17 protein-coding genes and 1 tRNA gene are annotated in these 16,695 nt (G+C 57.1%); 6 read left to right on the forward strand and 12 right to left on the reverse strand.

The features are described from left to right. Nucleotides 1–27 precede the first annotated feature (27 nt). From AC0V6U_RS14465 to AC0V6U_RS14505, 9 genes are all read right to left on the reverse strand, one after another. Nucleotides 28–996 carry a M48 family metalloprotease gene (locus AC0V6U_RS14465; RefSeq protein WP_472643837.1) on the reverse strand — a complete coding sequence of 323 codons (969 nt, stop codon included), beginning with the start codon at nt 994–996 and terminating at the stop codon, nt 28–30. Between the two features lie 53 nt (nt 997–1,049). Beyond that, on the reverse strand, nt 1,050–1,763 hold the full coding sequence (locus tag AC0V6U_RS14470) for a DsbA family protein (RefSeq protein WP_472643838.1): 714 nt from the start codon (nt 1,761–1,763) through the stop codon (nt 1,050–1,052). Nucleotides 1,764–1,830: 67 nt separating this feature from the next. After that, on the reverse strand, nt 1,831–3,222 hold the full coding sequence (locus AC0V6U_RS14475) for a M48 family metalloprotease (protein WP_472643839.1): 1,392 nt from the start codon (nt 3,220–3,222) through the stop codon (nt 1,831–1,833). Next, a complete protein-coding gene (locus AC0V6U_RS14480) occupies nt 3,156–4,190 on the reverse strand; it encodes an alpha/beta hydrolase (protein ID WP_472643840.1) in 1,035 nt (344 codons plus the stop codon). The genes AC0V6U_RS14475 and AC0V6U_RS14480 overlap by 67 nt, the downstream gene beginning before the upstream one ends. A gap of 165 nt (nt 4,191–4,355) precedes the next feature. Continuing rightward, nucleotides 4,356–6,401, reverse strand: a complete 2,046-nt coding sequence (locus tag AC0V6U_RS14485) for a PAS domain-containing protein (RefSeq protein WP_472643841.1) — start codon at nt 6,399–6,401, stop codon at nt 4,356–4,358. 242 nt (nt 6,402–6,643) lie between these two features. Further along, the gene (locus tag AC0V6U_RS14490) at nt 6,644–7,009 is read right to left on the reverse strand and encodes a DUF2141 domain-containing protein (protein WP_472643842.1); all 366 of its coding nucleotides are present in this window, start codon (nt 7,007–7,009) and stop codon (nt 6,644–6,646) included. A gap of 73 nt (nt 7,010–7,082) precedes the next feature. Beyond that, nucleotides 7,083–7,844 (reverse strand): sterol desaturase family protein, encoded by a 762-nt coding sequence (locus AC0V6U_RS14495; RefSeq protein WP_472643843.1) that lies wholly within the window; start codon nt 7,842–7,844, stop codon nt 7,083–7,085. 78 nt (nt 7,845–7,922) lie between these two features. Beyond that, on the reverse strand, nt 7,923–8,444 hold the full coding sequence (locus tag AC0V6U_RS14500) for an MmcB family DNA repair protein (protein WP_486169508.1): 522 nt from the start codon (nt 8,442–8,444) through the stop codon (nt 7,923–7,925). A 63-nt stretch (nt 8,445–8,507) separates the two neighbouring features. Next, a complete protein-coding gene (locus AC0V6U_RS14505; RefSeq protein ID WP_486169509.1) occupies nt 8,508–8,882 on the reverse strand; it encodes a hypothetical protein in 375 nt (124 codons plus the stop codon). 171 nt (nt 8,883–9,053) lie between these two features. Here AC0V6U_RS14505 and AC0V6U_RS14510 point away from each other — a divergent pair. The 6 genes from AC0V6U_RS14510 (at nt 9,054) to AC0V6U_RS14535 (ending at nt 13,390) form a co-directional block, all read left to right on the forward strand. Continuing rightward, nucleotides 9,054–9,130: transfer RNA gene (locus AC0V6U_RS14510), tRNA-Arg, on the forward strand. Nucleotides 9,131–9,645: 515 nt separating this feature from the next. Then, nucleotides 9,646–10,350, forward strand: coding sequence for an RNA polymerase sigma factor (locus AC0V6U_RS14515; RefSeq protein ID WP_472643845.1), 705 nt, complete (start codon nt 9,646–9,648; stop codon nt 10,348–10,350). Further along, nucleotides 10,347–10,931: a ferritin-like domain-containing protein gene (locus tag AC0V6U_RS14520; RefSeq protein ID WP_472643846.1), complete on the forward strand. Its 585-nt coding sequence runs from the start codon at nt 10,347–10,349 to the stop codon at nt 10,929–10,931. Before AC0V6U_RS14515 ends, AC0V6U_RS14520 begins: the two co-directional genes overlap by 4 nt. Before the next feature lie 32 nt (nt 10,932–10,963). After that, entirely contained in the window at nt 10,964–11,455 is a 492-nt protein-coding gene (locus tag AC0V6U_RS14525; RefSeq protein WP_472643847.1) for a c-type cytochrome, read from the forward strand. A gap of 60 nt (nt 11,456–11,515) precedes the next feature. After that, nucleotides 11,516–12,139, forward strand: a complete 624-nt coding sequence (gene folE, locus AC0V6U_RS14530) for a GTP cyclohydrolase I FolE (protein WP_472643848.1) — start codon at nt 11,516–11,518, stop codon at nt 12,137–12,139. A gap of 156 nt (nt 12,140–12,295) precedes the next feature. After that, the gene (locus AC0V6U_RS14535) at nt 12,296–13,390 is read left to right on the forward strand and encodes an alpha/beta hydrolase family protein (RefSeq protein ID WP_472643849.1); all 1,095 of its coding nucleotides are present in this window, start codon (nt 12,296–12,298) and stop codon (nt 13,388–13,390) included. 264 nt (nt 13,391–13,654) lie between these two features. Here AC0V6U_RS14535 and AC0V6U_RS14540 read toward each other — a convergent pair whose 3' ends face one another. From AC0V6U_RS14540 to AC0V6U_RS14550, 3 genes are read right to left on the reverse strand one after another with little or no spacing between them, the layout of a single operon-like run. Next, the gene (locus tag AC0V6U_RS14540) at nt 13,655–14,764 is read right to left on the reverse strand and encodes a DUF4240 domain-containing protein (RefSeq protein WP_472643850.1); all 1,110 of its coding nucleotides are present in this window, start codon (nt 14,762–14,764) and stop codon (nt 13,655–13,657) included. After that, on the reverse strand, nt 14,761–15,687 hold the full coding sequence (locus tag AC0V6U_RS14545) for a hypothetical protein (RefSeq protein WP_472643851.1): 927 nt from the start codon (nt 15,685–15,687) through the stop codon (nt 14,761–14,763). Before AC0V6U_RS14545 ends, AC0V6U_RS14540 begins: the two co-directional genes overlap by 4 nt. A gap of 22 nt (nt 15,688–15,709) precedes the next feature. Beyond that, nucleotides 15,710–16,684 carry an alpha/beta fold hydrolase gene (locus AC0V6U_RS14550; protein ID WP_472643852.1) on the reverse strand — a complete coding sequence of 325 codons (975 nt, stop codon included), beginning with the start codon at nt 16,682–16,684 and terminating at the stop codon, nt 15,710–15,712. Nucleotides 16,685–16,695 lie beyond the last annotated feature (11 nt).

Below are 16,695 nucleotides of genomic sequence, written 5' to 3' on the forward strand. Positions count from 1 at the left end.
TGCGAGTTTCAGGGCTTCGCGCCCTGCCTATTTCTTAGGCGCAGCACCGGGATCGATCTCGCGGCGAAACCCCGTGCGCCAATCGGCGCCTGCAAATGTGGGCGATTTTTGCAATGCTTCGATCAATTCAACCTCGGCCTGAATGAATTCGGCGCGCTCGTCCCAGCCGTCGTGCGTGCGCCCGCGAAACAGGCCGCCATCATGCTTTGGTCCCCATCGCAGCATAAACCGGTGCGCCGCGCTCGGCTCATAGCCCGCATTGGCGAGCAGCCACGGCATCAGCCGGTCGGCCTCCCGCTCGGTCAGGCGCACGTTTTTGCGCGTGCGGCCATTGGCATCAAGCCACGCCCGGTGACCCAGCAGATTGTGCGCCAGTTCATGCGCAATCGCGGCGGCGAATTCGTCCTCTGGGTAGTCAAAGCCGACAAATTTCGAGCCGATCACCACGCGCGATCCCTCTGCCAGGGCGCGCTTGCTACCGCCTGCAAGTTCAAAGCGGGTGGCGCAGGCTTTTACCGAGGGGACCAGCAGGTCGCCGCCGCTTGCCAGCCCGATCATGATCCGGCCATCCTGAGCCAGCGCAGCATCGATGTAATCATGCGCGCGGGTCAGGCGCTGCCAATGAGAGCGCTCCTCGGCGGGCCATTGATTGATCTTTTCAGCGTTCAGCCGCTCAATCTCGCGTCCAAAGCTGAGGCCGCCTGCATTTGAGGCGGGCGATCCATGGGCGACCGTTTGAACCGCAAAATCGTCGATGAGGCCAAGGGTGGCGCGCGGCTCGCTTGGCTCTTTAAAGGCGACCATATCCTGCAATTGCAGGCCGATCGATTGCACCGTTTTTGGGCAGTAATCGGCATTGCCGCGCACCAATTTCCAACCGACATCCTGGAGCCTTTGGTCGAGCGCGTGATATTCTTGGAGTGCGGTCAGTTTTGCAGAAGGCTTCAGCTCGAAAGATGCGGCCTCGGTCTGCGCGAAGCCCGGCGTGCCTATCAAACAGGCAGCCAAGCCAGCCAGCGCGCGGCGCCGAAATTGACCCTGCCTAAGCATTAGGCGCCAGAGGTATATTGCGCTTCTGCGCCAGCCTCGCTCAACGCTTCTTTCAGCCCGTCATAACCAACCGCGCCGCCGATCACTTGATTGCCAGTGACCCATGCAGGCGTGCCGGAAAAGCCAAGCTGCTGAGCGAGCGAGAGGTTGCGGGCCAGCTCTACGCTAACCGGATCGGACACGGCGTCTGCCTGCGCCTTTTCCCAGTCGAGGCCTGCTTCGCGCGCGGCGGCCTCAACCGTTTCAGGGGTTGCTGGGCCCAGACGGAACATCGCCTCGTGAAAAGCGGCGTATTTGCCTTGCATCGCAGCGGCCAGCGCCATGCGCGCGGCGCCTTCGCTGCCGTCAAAGATCGACCATTCGCGCACGACCACCTTCAATTCGGGGTCTTCCGCGACCAAACGGTTCACATCCTCAAGGCTCGCCTCGCAATAGGGGCAATTGTAATCGGTAAATTCGACCAAGATCTTGCTGCCATTGGGATTGCCAATCACTGCGCCGGGGAAGGGGGTGACCACTTCCTCGCGGACATCGGCCAATTGCTCAGCGGATTCCTTATTGCGCAGCGCCTCGACCATTTCGGGCAGCATTTCAGGGTTTTCCATCATGAATGCGCGGGTGCGATTGTCGGCAAGGCCGGTGTAGGACCAGGTCGCCGCGCCCAAAAAGCCAAAGACGAGCGCCAGAAACGCGGTTGCGAATGTCTTGATCAAAATGCTGTTCCCAATTTTTGTGCGGCCAGCAAAAGCATGGTTGCTCTGGGCTGCTTTTGCCTGAGCTTTAGCGGCTATCGCGCAGCCGTTCCAGTTCGCTGCGCGCTTGCAGTGAAATGTCCTGCGCTCTGATCCAATCGGGCGTGCCCACGGGTAATCCTGCTTCGGCGGCCTGCGCGCTGCGCAAGGCCTCTGGGTATCGCCGGGTCATCACCTGCTGCTCTGCGCTGGCGAGGCGGGCACGCGGCATGTCCCCGCGCGCAGCATAGACCACGCCGAGTTGATACCAGGCGAACGGATTGAGCCGGTCGCGCGAGACGGCGGCGCGCAGCACGCGCTCTGCCTCGGCAAAGTTCGCATCATCCTCGGTCGCGATCAGAGCGTGGCCAAACATCGATGCGATCAGCGGCTGGTTGAGCGTGATATCGGTCGCGCGGCGCAGCGGGATCAGCGCCTCTTCCGGCTTGCCGGATTCGAGCAGGATTTGCCCCTTCACTTCGAGGAAATACGGATTGTCCGCATTGATGGCGAGCAGGCCGTCGGCCTCTGCCAGAGCGCGCTCGATCTGCGCATCCTTGTGATAGGCATAGGCGCGGGCATAGCGCGCCGCCACGCTCGTGTCGCTTTCAGGGAAACGGTTGAGCGTGCGCTTGGGATCTTGCAAAAAGCCATAAAGCTTGGCCTTCACGCGCTCGAACCGGGCCTGAAGCGCGGCATCATCGGGTGCGTCCCATGCGGGATCGACCGTGTAGACCTCGCGCAGGCGGGCGATGCGATTGCTTGAAAGCGGGTGGGTGCGGGTGAACTCGGCTTCGTCATCGCGGGCATAGCCATAACGGCGCGCCTGACCTTGGAGTTTCTCAAAGAATGCGATTGAGCCGCGGCCCGAAATGCCCGCCTCTGAGAGGTAACGTGCGCCCGCGGCATCAGCGGCGCTTTCTTGCACCCGGCTAAAGGCCAGGAAACGGCCAAGTGCCGCGCGTTGGCCCGCCATAATCGCGCCGATCGCGGCATCGCCGGCCCCGGCCAGAGCCGCGCCAACGCCAATCAGCAGCGAGAGGATGGAGATGTTGCTGGCAGCGGTGGTGCCCTCGTTAAAGCGCACGATGTGCCCGCCAGTGATGTGGCCGAGCTCGTGCGCGATCACGCCCTGCACTTCATTGGCGGTGTCGGCCGCATCGATCAGGCCGGAATGGATGTAGACCACTTGGCCGCCTGCAACGAAGGCGTTGATCGAGGGGTCATTGATCAGGACAATATCGACATTGCCCGGCTCCAGCTCCGAGGCTTCAATCAGCGGCGCGGCCATATCGGCCAGCAGCGCCTCAGTCTCCGCATCGCGCAGGATCGATTGCGCAGAGGCAGTCTCTACTGCCAGCGCAAAACTGGCAATCAGCGCAAACGCTGCCGCCGCGAGGCGAGAGGAAGGCTGGGCGAAAGGGTGCAAAAGCGCGCGCATGCCCGCAGGACTAGCGCGATCTCGTCCTGAACCGGAACTGAAGTCTTTGCCCGCGCGGCAACTTCTTTCGCAAATTGCGCGATTGTATCGTCCACATCGCGTGAATTTCGCCATGGCGCGGCCATCGAAACCAGCGGGTCCGTGTGGTTCATTTCAGGATAGAATTTGGTCTGCACGCTGCCGCCAGCCGCCGTAATCCGCTTCTCCAACTCGCGGGTGTTGCGCGGGTTGACGACCGTGTCCGCCTCGCCGTGGATCAGCAGCATCGGCGGGGCATCGCCGCGAATGTGATTGACCGGCTGGGTCGCCTCTGGATCTTCAGCCGGGCCGAACGAGTTGATCGTCGAATCGCTGTCGAACGGATAAAAATCGTAAGGGCCAGACAGGCCGACCACGCCAGCGATGTCACTGATGGCTAGCCCGCGCGCGCCGAGCCATTGCTCTTCCAGCGCCGCCATCATCACGTTGTAAGCCCCGGCAGAATGGCCAGCGACGAAGATCTGCTCTGGATCGCCGCCAAATTGCTCAATCTCCGCCTTGGTCCAGGCGATTGCACCGGCGGCGTCTTCCAGCATGGCGGGATAGACCACGTCCGGGTGCATGCGGTATCCGGCGAGCACGACGACAAAGCCCTTGGGCACGAAGGCGCGTCCCATAAACCCATAGTCTGCCGGATCGCCGGAGCGCCAGCTGCCTCCGTGAACGAACAATAGGACCGGGCGCTTCGCTGCGTCATCGCCCGCATTTTCGGGGCCCCAGACAAACAGGTTTTGCGCCTCGCTCTCGCCGAAAGAGGCCTCGGTGAGCAGCGCAACATTATGCGTGCCGCCGGTCAGCCGGTCGACCGCAGTCAGCACCGCGGGTCCATTGCGTGAAATCGCAAATTGCAGCGCCAATCCGCCTGCCAAAACCAGCGCCACGATCGCGGCAAGCACCCACAGCATAATGCGCACCTTCTTGCTTTTCATTGCATGCCCCAAAGGCCTCTGGCGCAGCGCGGCACACCCAATTGTGCCAGCGTTCGCCGCGAGGTTCTCGATTGAATTGAGCGCGCGCGATAACGCCTCCGGTCCCATGCGTATAGGGCCGAAGGCGTCAAAAATTCGCGAGGCTGTAAATGCGCTGAGGCGGTGTTAGCCGATCAGCTTGCGAGCAGCGCGCTCGATCATTGGAATGTCTTGCTCAATCTCGCCCAGCAGTTCGACTTCGCCGAGCTCATTGCGGCGGACCATGACCAGGCCAAATTCTGGCCCTTCATGTCCCAACGCTTCCAAGGTGAGAGCTTCAAGCTCGCGCAGCTTATTGGCCAGCTCAGCGCGGACTTGACCAGCGTCTTCCACTGGCTTGCCCGCTTCTTCGCGGCGCAGACGGCGCTCTGTGCTGACGACGCCTTTAAGGCCGCCTTCCGCTTCGCGCAGGAAGCCAGCGAGGCTGCCCCGCTCCAGACCAACGCGGTGCGCATGGGTCAGGACGGTCGCATATTCGGTGAGACGCGTTTTGTCGTAATCGCTGCCGAACACCAGTTTCACAACCGGGGTCATTGGCGCGCGTTCTTGGACGGTTAGGCCGCTTTCCGCGATCAGTTCCTCATAATCCTCTGGCGCATCCTTGGCGGCGAGCGAAAAGTCATAGGCGCGGCCAACAGCGGCATAGAGCGCTTGACGGCTGCGATCTTCGCTTGCGTTCGCGGTCTCAGCGAGTTCGCGCGCTGAGGCGAGGCAATCGTAAAGGCCTGCGTCCTCTGGCAGATCGTCAGCAAGGCTGATCGCATCAGCCACTTCGTCGAGCGAGGCGGGTTGCGGCACTGCTGGCACGGCGGGCGATTCCTCTACCACTGCTGGAGCAGGGGTTTCGGCCACAGGCCCGGCAACTGGCTCAGGCGCAGTGATCTCTGGTTCGTCAGCGACAGGCTCTTCCACAGGGGCTTCTTCAGCCACTGGCTCAGGCTCGCTGACAATGGGCTCAGCAGGAACGGGGTTGAGCGGGCGCAGGTCATTGGCTGGCTCTGCATGCTCTGGCTCTGCGTGATCATCGGCGTAATCCGCCGCATCATCATTGCCAGCATTGTATTCTGCCGGAGTGAAATCGCTCGGATCGTAATCGGCTGGATTGTATTCGCCTGAGCCCATCTCAGCGTTTTCGCTTTCAAGCTCGTCCGGATCCATTTCCAGCGCTTTGGCCTTTTTGGTCGGCGCTTCGATGTAATCGGTCAGCGAGGCAAAGCTGTAATCGGCTGAGGAGTCTTCGTCCTCTTCCTCTTCGTCCGGCTCGTCGAGGCCGTAATCGCCGAAGGTCGGCATAGGCAGATCTTCGCTGTCCTCTTCGCCGTAATCCTCGTCTTCGTCGTCATAGTCGTCAGTGGAACCTGCCGCGCCGCCAATGGAGGCCATGCTGGCAAATTCGCCGAGGTCGAGCGGTGACTTTTTCTCTTCAGCCGTCTCATTCAGCCCCAGCACTGCTGGCTCAGGAGCTTCGGCGTTTGCTGCTTCGCTCATTTCGGTCGCAGGCGAATCGGCCCACTCAGACAGAGCGTCGGCAGCATGCTTTTGCGGTTCATCCGCTTCAGCTTCGATTTCTTCTTCGCTTTCCAGCGCCTGATCGATCTCAAGCAGCAGCTCATCGGCTGTCACTTGGTCGGCCATTTCCTTCCAATTGATCACGCCATAGATGAAATCGATGGTGTCATCATTACTGGAAAACGGCAGCAGAATACCGCGATAGAGGATCGCAATGCCGCGCTGGTTCACAAACTCTGCTTCAAAACCAATCGGGGCCTGATTGGCGAGAATTTGCATGTAGTGATCGGTGATCCGGCTCAGCAAAGAGCGCGGCGGAACATCGGAAAGCTGGGAGATATGGCCTTCTGCGCCGCATTCTTCGGCGAGCAGGCCGCCCAGGAAGCGCACAGCGGGATCATCAATGCCGCCCGAGAAATCGAGCACGACGGAATAGGGCCCGAAATCGGGCAGATTTTCCGGTTCTAGCGAATCAATCGCGGGGAAGTTGCGCTCGCCCAGCAGGCTGGCCCAGTGATTATAGGCGCGCACTTGCATGCGGCGCTCATCCTGGCCGATCGAATCCGGCGGCAGGTCGCGTGCGTCCTGCTCTTCACCGGTATCCCAATCCTGATTGTCGTCGGCTGGTTCCGTAGAATCGAAAGCGCCCCGAAGATTGTCCATGGCCCGTATTTGCCCCTTGTTAAACGGTTCTTGGAAGCGTTTTGAAGGTGCATGGTAAACATGTCGTTAAGTTGCGCGGGAAAGTTGTGCCGTCATAAAATTTGACATCTTCGCGCTCGCACGCCGCCGCTTTGCTGGATTGACGTCGCGGGGTTTTACCTAGTCTGGCGGTTAAGAACGCGCCTCGTCTAGAGCTCATCGGCGCGTTGGCGTCAGCCAGCCAAAGTGCCCACTGCAATCATTCAGAGCATATAACGCATCTTGATCGTCATCGCCTGATTGGCGGTGCCATGCTCAAACACGGCGTCCTTATATTTGGGCGGGCCCATGCGAACCTTGGCGTCGCGAGAAAAGCCGAACCCTTCCTTAGGCATCATGCCAAGCGCGCGGTCCGCTTTGCCATTGTCATTCTCATCATGCAGCAGCGCAATCGCATAGCTGCCCGGGGCAACGCCGGTGAAGCGGATCTTCGCATTCTTGGTGGCGGGCACGACCACGCGCAGGGCGTTCGGGTCCTTGCGGCAATTGGGAAAGCTTTGTTTTTGCTTGGTCAGACAGGCGCGCACCACGCCCTTCGTCGAGCGAATATTGGTGACCGAAATCTCCACCTCGCTCGCCTGGTAAGCGCAGCCAAGCCGGTCGCAGCGGTGCCCGCGATCAGGCTGGCGGCGATGATCCGGCTCATCCCGGCGCGCGTCCGGCCTGTTCGACTATGCGGCGCGACAATCCGGTGTCGGTTTTGCAAATTCTGTCCCATATTCTGAAATAAAGCCCGAAATTGCATCGATAATCCTCATGATGTCGCTCGTGGTGGCTGGCTGTTATCACCCAATTCCCCAACGCAGAGTGAACAACCCAGCGCGGAAATATCTCCCACCCCATGTGATTGGTCACGCCCATCACCGTCATCACAGTCAGGACAATGCCCAAAGTCACGACGTGAATGGGGATGATAAACATCAGCAGCGGGATGATCACCGCGCCGCTCACCGCTTCAATCGGGTGAAAGCTCATCGCGGTCCAGGCGGTCGGCGGGCGGCTGTCATGGTGGACGCGGTGCGCCAGCTTGAACCAGCGCGGGCGGTGCATCAGCCGGTGGGTCCAGTAAAACCAGGTGTCATGCGCCAGCAGATACAGCACCAGCGACACCGGCAGATACCACAGCGGATAATCGCTCACATCGCTGTAAAGGAATGTGAGGCCGTGATGCCGCCAGCTCCAAATCGCGGCGGCGGCGGGCACGCCGAATATGCCAGCGGACAGCAGCGACCAGCGTATTTCGCGCGCGATCTGCTTGCCTTGCCCGTCATACAATCCGGGCCGCACCTTGCGGGTTATGAGGTCAAACAATCCGCTGGTCAGCAGATAGCGCAGGGCGATGATCACCGTCACCGCCGCACTGCCCAGCGCAATCGTGGCCGGGATGCTGTAGCCTTCAATCATAAACCGTGCCCATCGCGCCGAGTATGACTGAGAATGGCCGCTTTGCCCATGGGCTTGTGCGCCCGGCTGCTCGCAGACCTAACCGAGCGCCAGATCACTGCAATCAGGATCGAGTATCGCCGTGTGCCGCCGCATCGCCGCTCTGGCCAGGCGCTCAACTTGAGCTTTGCGGCGCGCCGGGGCGAGCGGTTGCAACGGCGCATGGCGCAGGATTTCTGCGTCATAGCCATCGGCAACGATCACGCCGCAGACATCGGGCTGATAGGCCTCACTGTCCAGCGGGCTGCGATCCAATCCCGGGGCCAGGCCCCAGAAAAAGCGGTCGCAAAAATCGAGGTAATCCGGCCATTTGCTATCGCCGAGCAAATCACTGCGCGCGACCTTGATCTCGACGATCACGATCTGCCCTTTGGCATCGACCCCCATTAAATCCGCGCGCCGCCCGTTTTTGAGCGGCATTTCCGGCAGGCACCAAATGCCATTGCGCGCAAACAGCCGCATGATCCCGCGCGCCGCTTCTTTGGCGGTCACAGGGGGCGGGCTGGCCGCCGCGCCGGTGGGGCGCTGCGAATCGATAACGGTGGAGGTCTCACTGGTCATTCAGTGAAACTGGAACATAGCAAGAACTTGGTCAAGCCTCTTGCGTCATATTCGGCTCAATTTTCAGGCGGCATTGCGCCCGATAGCGGCGCTGTGATCCGCGCCGGTCAGACGCAGGATCGCGCCGCGCGCGCAGTGAAATTCCCGCCACAGCGCCAGCGCCGGTACCGACGCATCCTGGCCGCGCGCGGTGATTGTGCGCAGAGCGGTTAGCCCCGGCTGCAGCATTGCATCAATGTCCTCGATCCCCTGCCAGGCGAGTTCTTGGGCTGCTTCACCAGCATCACAGAGATGACCGGGGAACGCAGCGATCTCGCCCTCAAATTTCTCGCGAGATATTCCGGCAAGCTCCGCCACTTCGCCAGCCTGATCGTGCAGGCGCTGCCAATTTTGCGCAAATTGGGCGTGTGGCTTGGGCGCGGCGGCGGTGCGGCGCATGGCGCGGGCTTGGTCGGGATAGAATGCTGACATAAGGCCATCAGGACTAGCCTGCGCGAGTTGCCGATCGGTTAACCGCGCGCGGCCAAATGCGCGCTAGCACGCGTTTTTGGGTGGTGCGGCGCTGAGGAGCTTGCTAGAGGCGCGCCCCAGATGCCATGAGGCGTCACGGCACCCGTAGCTCAGCTGGATAGAGCGCTGCCCTCCGAAGGCAGAGGTCACAGGTTCGAATCCTGTCGGGTGCGCCAGCCTTTTCAAGCACTTGCCGCGCTGCACAATTTCGCCGAGGAGGCCCGTAAGTGAAATATAAGTGCAAACCGTGATTTTTCCCCAGAAAATCAGCGGGTTTTGCGAGCTCGTACGTCCATAAAAGTTCGCAACTGTCCAAAATTGTTCGGATCGGCTCTTCTCTGGACAGTGCGATGACTTCCAGACCTTCGGCAAGCGGCTCAGTTTCAGTCGTTTCGGGCTCGTCCATCGACTTGGCTTCAGATGGCAACTTCTGGGCCGATTGCAGAATGTCTGGTTTAGGCAGGCAGAGCCTGAAAAGCCGACGCTCCGCTTACGACCCAAATTCGGACATTCTAGGCGGTCGATTGAAGCAATAGAGTGCTTTGCGAAGACTTTCGCAAAATTATCATAAGCCACTAGCACCGCGAAATCGCTGTAGGATCCACAATTGACGGCAACGAAAACGCTCTGACTCTGAAACTTTTTGCGGCACGTTCCGTCAAACAGTTGAACAAGAGATCAGAATAGGCCGATGAACAAGCTAGCTGTCGACTACGAAAACATGGAAGATCGTGAGCTCGCTCGATACGCAGAGGACGGAGATGCCCGCGCTGTTGCCCTGATTACGACCCGGAATAACCAGCGGATGTTCAGAACGGCTTGGAGCGTCCTGCGCAACCATTCGGAAGCCGAAGACGTCGTGCAAGAAGCCTACATCAAGGCATTCCGATCAATTACCAAATACGAAGGCAAGTCCTCTATCTCAACGTGGCTCACGCGGATTGTGCTGAACGCCTCAATCGATCGAAAGCGTTCATTGAGCGCGCAAAGGGCCGCGCTAGAAAGCCAAGACGTTGCGCTGATTGAAGCATACCGCGCCAACTATAGCTCAAGCGGAGATGGGCGTGATTTACCGAGCGCGGCGATCGAGCTATCAGAACTTTCCAAGCTGCTGAAGATAGCAATCTCTCGCCTGTCGTCTGAGTATCGGACGGTGTTTGTCCTACGGGACATCGAAAACATCTCCATCGCGGAAACTTCAGAAATTCTCGGTCTGACTGCCCCGGCAGTGAAATCCCGACTATTTCGCGCCCGGCGCCTCCTTCGAAAAGACTTGGAAGCCAGCTTCGGAGATGCCTTTGAGGACGTCATTCCCTTCGCTGGGGTAGATTGCGCGGCGATGACCGCACGAATTGTCGAAGCCATTTGTGACAACAAGCAGGAGACGAGAAGATGAGCTCATCAAAACTGGTTATTCCAACGAGGCGGTCCGTATTGGGCGGTGCTGGAAAGACGCTTTCAGCAGTAGGAATTGCTATGCTTATTGGGGGCTGCTCCCGATCCGAGGAAAAAGCCGCGCCTTCAGATAATGGAGCGCAGGACATCGAAATTCTGAACGCAGCTATTGCGCTAGAGCATGAGGGTATTGCTGCATATCAGATTGCAGCGACCAGCGGGCTATTGGAGCCAGCGGCAGTCGATATCGGGGTCACATTTCAAGGACATCACAAGGGCCACAGAGATGCGCTCATCAGTGCAGTTGAGCAACTTGGTGGCAGCGCGGTTGAGGAAGAAACACTCGACCACTACGCGCAGGTGCTTGATGCGGGATCATTGAAGAACCAGGAAGATGTCCTAAGACTTGCGCTGAAGCTAGAGCGCGGTGCGGCCAACGCATATCTCGGGCTGATCCCTTCGCTGGGCAATGACTACCATCAAGTAGCTGCCCAAATGGCTGGCGACGAAGCATTCCATGCGGCGATTCTTGCCAACGCGCTCGGGGAACCGATCCCCAAAGCTCCACTCATGTTTGGTTGAGAACGGAAGTCAGTTGGTTCGGGTATTCGATCATGACAAATAGAACGAAGGCGTGGCTTAGCGTGGGCCTGTTGGCCGTAACAATCCTTGCAGGGCTCAAGCTAGCTTCATCGCTTCAAGATAATGCCATCGCCAGACAGGTGGCGGGTAACGCACCAAAGACCTCAACCCCTCCAGAGCAGGTTGTGTTGCCGCTCCCAACGGTGTCCACCAATGATGAGTCAGTTGCCGGTCAAACCTTATATCAAGAGAAGTGCGGAGCTTGCCACTCGCTGGATCAAAATCGAGTGGGACCACGCCACGGCGATATATATGATCGGCGAGCAGGAACTGTCCCTGGCTTTCGATACAGTGCGGCACTTCAAGAGCTCGATTTGAAATGGAGCACCCAAAACCTTGATGCTTGGCTCCAAAACCCTTCACAATTGGCACCAGGGACATCAATGGGCTTTCGCTTGAGCGACGCGAAGGAACGAGAAGCCATCATCGCTTACCTCAAATCAGTCTCGCAAGATCTCAACTAACAACAGCGCCGACCGAAAATGCCGATCCCGGCTCCATAGAGAGAGAAGCTTGAGGTTACAATGCAATCGACTACTTTTGAGCAGGTAAGACAACTCACGGAACCTGGTGACGAATGCAAGCCGCCTGTTTCCCGGGCGGATGCAGAATTTTGTGTGCGCCAGCTGATCCGTTGGATTGGCGATGATCCCGACCGGGAAGGCCTTATCGAGACACCCTCGCGAGTCGTCCGAGCATTTGAAGAGTGGTTTAGCGGCTATAGTGGCGACCCAACGGCAATCCTGGCAAAAACGTTCGAAGAGGTCGACGGGTATGATGATATGGTCCTGCTTCGTGGGATCCGGTTCGAAAGCTATTGTGAGCACCACATGGCACCGATCATCGGCTCAGCTCATGTTGCATATTTACCGAGCACTCGAGTGGTCGGTCTATCAAAGCTTGTTCGCGTGGTCGATTTGTATGCCAAAAGGCTACAAGTGCAGGAGAAGATGACTTCTCAGATCGCAAACGCGCTGGAAACCATACTGAGCCCTCGAGGTGTCGCTGTTGTGATTTCAGCGGAACACCAGTGCATGTCGACGCGTGGTGTGTACAAACATGGGGTGGATACAATAACGAACAAGTTCACCGGTGCATTCGAGGCTGATGCAGGTCTGCGAGCTCGATTCATGAGCTCGATTGGATAGACGGCTGCGTATTTGCAAGTGCTGCATAGAATAGTCTTGACAGGTGTAGGCGCACGAAACTTGGTGCGAGGACTAAGGCAAGCGACTTCCGCGAGACCCTCGTTGAGAGCCATGAATGCGTCTAGGCTAAGAGTAGCATTTATCGGAGATGGAATTTTGCAAGGCATCAAAGCTCTAACTGCGTTGATTTTAGGCTTAGTGCTCGTTGGTGAATCTCCAACAAAAGCCGACCATTCAGAAACATCGGTCGGTATGCAGCGTCATGATTTGCAAGATCATGCGCGACGTAACTGGGCTGGCGATGCTTCAAGGCCAGTCGCTGTCACAGTATGGTACCCCACAAAAACACCTCTTGGGCAGCAAATGATAGCAGTTCCCCCGGATGACCCGATTTTTCTGGGTGGAGTTGCAGCACGCGAAGCTCCAATCGCCGATTCTACTGGAAAGCGTCCTCTAGTGCTGTTGTCACATGGAACCGGTGGCTCCGCTTTTCAGATGATGTGGCTTGGTCGGCGCCTAGCGGCGCAGGGCTACATTGTCGCCGCAGTTGATCACCACGGAAATTCAGCTGCTGAGGACGCATTTGATCCGCGAGGCTTTCGTATGGTCTGGGAACGAATGCCAGATATCAGCGTAGCGCTAGATGAGCTCTTCAGGCACGAAGTCTATGGGCATCTCATCGATCGGGAACGCATATTCGGCGTTGGTTACTCGTTGGGCGGACACACAATGCTTGGCCTTGCCGGAGGAATTTCTGATTTCGAGCAATTGGCCATCTTCTGTGACAGTCCATCGAGGGATGCGGTTTGTGATCCGCAACCCGAGTTCGTCGATGCTCAAGAACAATTCGAACTGATGTTGCAGGCCGACCCTGATTTGCGGGCTAGACAATCACAAAGTAGCAACTCGTATTTGGAAGAGCGCATAAAGAAGTTTGTGCTACTGGCACCGGCGATTGGTCAGGTGTTCACACCTGTTTCGCTGGCAGAGATCGACCAGCCGATTATGATTGTTGCTGGCGAGCAGGATACCATCGCGCCGTTCGACACAAATGCACGATATTTAGGCGAGCGAATTCCCAGCTCAAAAGTGATCCCTATCCCTAATGCGCACCACTATGTTTTCTTAAGTCGATGTAGCGAGAAGGGAGTAAAGTTTGTCGTGATTTGCGCAGATCCAGCGGAAATCGATAGATCGCTCATCCATGACTCAGTTGCAGACCAGATTGTTCGATTTTTGAATGACAATTGACGGGTCATGACAATGAAGTCTGGCGAACTTTGTCCGCTGACTTGCCCCATCGGAGTGATCTACCGGTCGATTTAGAGTTCCGGTATTCTTAATTGCCCAGCAGGGCAACCCAACTGTTTTTAAAGCGGCCAAGCTAAGGGCCTAGGCTGCGATGGGAAGCGGATGGACTACCTATTGTGCTAAAGGCCATCAAAGCGAACGTGGTTTCGATGCGATCTGAATCACTTCCTGCGACCTAATTTCTGACCTTCGCGACATTGGCAATCAGGCGAAGACAGCTAGGAGATTTGAGTGAGACTTCTCAAATTCATCCTCATCCCATTCACGCCCTTTGGGCTTTGATAGATCTGCAGTAATGCCTTTAAGCACTTTCCCGGTGCGGGCGAGGTAAGCGGCCAAGCATGTGGAATACATCGACCATTCAACCATGTTTTCGCCTTTGATCAGATATCTTGCGGCCTCCTCTGGGTGCTCAATTGCCAGATCGACTAAATCGGGATTGCCTTTTGTTATCAAGGCTACGCGGAAGTCGTGAAATGCATCATCAGAGCATCCCCCTCTTGCAGCATAGGCAAGCGCCCAAACATTCCAGTGATATAAGCGTTTCATATTCTTGGCGTAGAGCGAATAGAACTTACGGATGCTTGGCCCGCTGAATTCTTCCAATCGCACCAACAATGCTGTGGGATCGAGCTCGTCAGAGGCAGAGTTGGCGTGGACATCTTGAAGAAGTTCCCAAAAGGCAACCTCGTCTATCTTAAGATGAAGGGGCTCTGCGAGAGGCTTTCGAAACGCTTCCCGTTTTAGAACCTCGCGCGCCGCGACCGTCTCGACAAGCTTGCCCTCAATCCCCGTGGCTCGATAGAACGCTGCCAAGTTGTCATATGCGGCCAAAGCATTGATCTTCGCCTGTTCAGATCCGTTTCGAACATCCTCAAGATTGGGATACGCTTCTCGCTCCGCGTACGACTCAAGAAACTGCAGCTTCGTTTTCTCGGCGACATCGCGCCAGATTTTCTCGACCAAGTCGGATCTGCCGTCCGCGCTCGCATGCTCAACAAAAACATTCACCCACTCAGGCACGGGCCAGTAGTGGCCACGGTAGGCTGTGGCGAGCGGTTCCCAAGCCTTGTTTGCGTAATAGGCCTCGATCATGATGTAGGTCGCGATAGCGTAGGGCGTGCAGCCCTTCTGGTTGTAGACCTTTCGATCAAGGTCTTCGAACAACGCGTCTTGATCGTGACTCCATGAACGAAACTGCAGTTTGCTTCGCAGATCGGTCAGCTCTGCAGAAATTTCAGGGTCCTGGGTCTCGATGAAGGGTTTAATCGCGTCGAGATCAAAGAATGCAGCAAGCGGATCTCTCAGCATCATGGTAGATCGACTTGGTTTGCCATTGGCCTCAGGTTTTCGATAATCTGCGTACTGACCCAGTAGATATCAGCGTCGCCGTCGCCTCCTTCCTCGTCTCTCCCGAAGAAGAGCAAATTTCCATCGGGGGAGATAGTTGGGACTCTTTCGTCCGCATAAGAGTTGATATCGTCGCCCAGATTGATCGGTCTGGTCCATCCACCATCACCCGCCTTGAAAGAAACATAGATATCATTGTCGTTTCGATCCTCGTTTTCCTGGTTCCGAGCATTCAGCACGATATAGTCCTCCGATGGCGCCATGAAGGCATGAACACCGAACGCTAGCCCGACAGGTTGAATCCCAGAAAAGCCATTCCCTTGGGCAGAGGCTCGGAAACTTTGAAAACTCGACAGACTGAAGTAATAAAGGTCGCCGCTTGCCGATTGATTAGGAAAGAAAACCTGATCCTCATTGATCAGTGAATCCAACTCCATTGCCTCGCTCCACCCGCGCTCGTTTCGATCAACATACCAAACCTTGTTGTATGTCAGATCTGAGCTGATCGCTGCGAAATAGAGCCTCTTGCCGTCAGGTGTGACGGAAGGATGTATCTCTTCGTCAATTCGGCCGCGGGTGAAGTCCGCCTTGCGAATAGTAGACCATTCGCCGCTTGCAAACTTCGAAAAGTAGATGCTCGTTTCTCCGGCTTCGTTGTTCGCGTTGAAATAGACCTCATCAAGATCTGGAGAAAAAGAGACGGAGCCTTCGTGCCGTCCGGGGAGGGATACAATGCCGGGCGCAAACACCTCGGGGACCAGGCCCGGGGGCTTTTGCCCAAAGTAGGGCTCCGTAAGCTCTCCGCTGTCATTCTGATCTGGGCTGCAGCCACTCGAGATCACTGCGCCGAGTAAGATCAGAACTGAAGGTAAGGTGGGTCTCAGCAATCTATCATGCTCCTGTTCTATCCTACTGTTTGATGAACCCTGTCGTGTCTTGGTCCCGAAGATGCTCAATCATGAGCAGGACCTGTGCCGCGACAAGATCCGGGTCTTCGCCCGCGATCGCATGACCTGAATTTTTCGCAATGATCAGCTCGGACGCGTTTGAATATGCTGCCAGCTTTTCTTGCGCAGCCATCCATCCGTCCTCAAATTCAGGGGGCAGACCACTCGGCACTTTCCCATGCGCCAGAACGGTGATTGGAAGGCTCCCCAATCCTTCCGATGTAAGCCGATCATAGATCGTCGGATCCGTGAGTCTGAAAGCTGATCGGTATTCTCCGTAACCGGGCATGTCGCGGGAATAGATCGCTTGGAACCATTCCCTGTTCTGGACCGACATTTCGTCAATCCAATCAGGCTGGCCTAACTCCAGGCCAACGCGAACTATGCCGGTACGCCATCCAAATTTCATCAAGGCTGTGTGCCGCCCAAGCGCATCCATTGTATCTGCTGTTTTCTCAAACCAGAGATCAGGTTCTGAGGCATCAATCAAAACAAGGCCAGCCACGTTATCTTGCCAGTCCAATGCAGCTAGCAAAGCGATCATTCCTCCAAATGATTCAGCAATGAGAATGAAGGGACCTTTTTCTCCGGCTTGGGCAAGCAGATCGTGGAGGTCGCGTGTCACCTCGGCGACACCTTGTTCGCGGTTCGCAGGCTCGCTCCAACCAAGCCCGGTCCGGTCATACGAACACACTCTTGTCTGCGGCGTAATGCGATCCTGCAATTCATACGACACAACTGATGGCGCGCCAGCACCAGCAATCATTACAGCCGTCGGACTGCCTTCACCGATGCAACGAAGGTGCAACCGTGTGCCATTCACATCTATCAAAACACCTGGCGCTGGATATTGGGCCGCATCTTTGCGTTCAAGATGGGACTGAGTGAGTGTGCCGACCCCTGGCAACAGTGTGACTGCCATCACGAGGACGAGCATTACTTTCTTGG

The organism is Erythrobacter sp. W36 (assembly GCF_057364935.1).

Coding starts and splice junctions, on each gene's coding strand:
- AC0V6U_RS14520 (WP_472643846.1), top strand. CDS start 10,347: ATGAGCTCATCAAAACTGGTTATTCCAACGAGGCGGTCCGTATTGGGC.
- AC0V6U_RS14500 (WP_486169508.1), bottom strand. CDS start 8,444: ATGACCAGTGAGACCTCCACCGTTATCGATTCGCAGCGCCCCACCGGC.
- AC0V6U_RS14485 (WP_472643841.1), bottom strand. CDS start 6,401: ATGGACAATCTTCGGGGCGCTTTCGATTCTACGGAACCAGCCGACGAC.
- AC0V6U_RS14505 (WP_486169509.1), bottom strand. CDS start 8,882: ATGCGCCGCACCGCCGCCGCGCCCAAGCCACACGCCCAATTTGCGCAA.
- AC0V6U_RS14515 (WP_472643845.1), top strand. CDS start 9,646: ATGAACAAGCTAGCTGTCGACTACGAAAACATGGAAGATCGTGAGCTC.
- AC0V6U_RS14480 (WP_472643840.1), bottom strand. CDS start 4,190: ATGAAAAGCAAGAAGGTGCGCATTATGCTGTGGGTGCTTGCCGCGATC.
- AC0V6U_RS14525 (WP_472643847.1), top strand. CDS start 10,964: ATGACAAATAGAACGAAGGCGTGGCTTAGCGTGGGCCTGTTGGCCGTA.
- AC0V6U_RS14495 (WP_472643843.1), bottom strand. CDS start 7,844: ATGATTGAAGGCTACAGCATCCCGGCCACGATTGCGCTGGGCAGTGCG.
- AC0V6U_RS14475 (WP_472643839.1), bottom strand. CDS start 3,222: ATGCGCGCGCTTTTGCACCCTTTCGCCCAGCCTTCCTCTCGCCTCGCG.
- folE (WP_472643848.1), top strand. CDS start 11,516: ATGCAATCGACTACTTTTGAGCAGGTAAGACAACTCACGGAACCTGGT.
- AC0V6U_RS14540 (WP_472643850.1), bottom strand. CDS start 14,764: ATGATGCTGAGAGATCCGCTTGCTGCATTCTTTGATCTCGACGCGATT.
- AC0V6U_RS14550 (WP_472643852.1), bottom strand. CDS start 16,684: ATGCTCGTCCTCGTGATGGCAGTCACACTGTTGCCAGGGGTCGGCACA.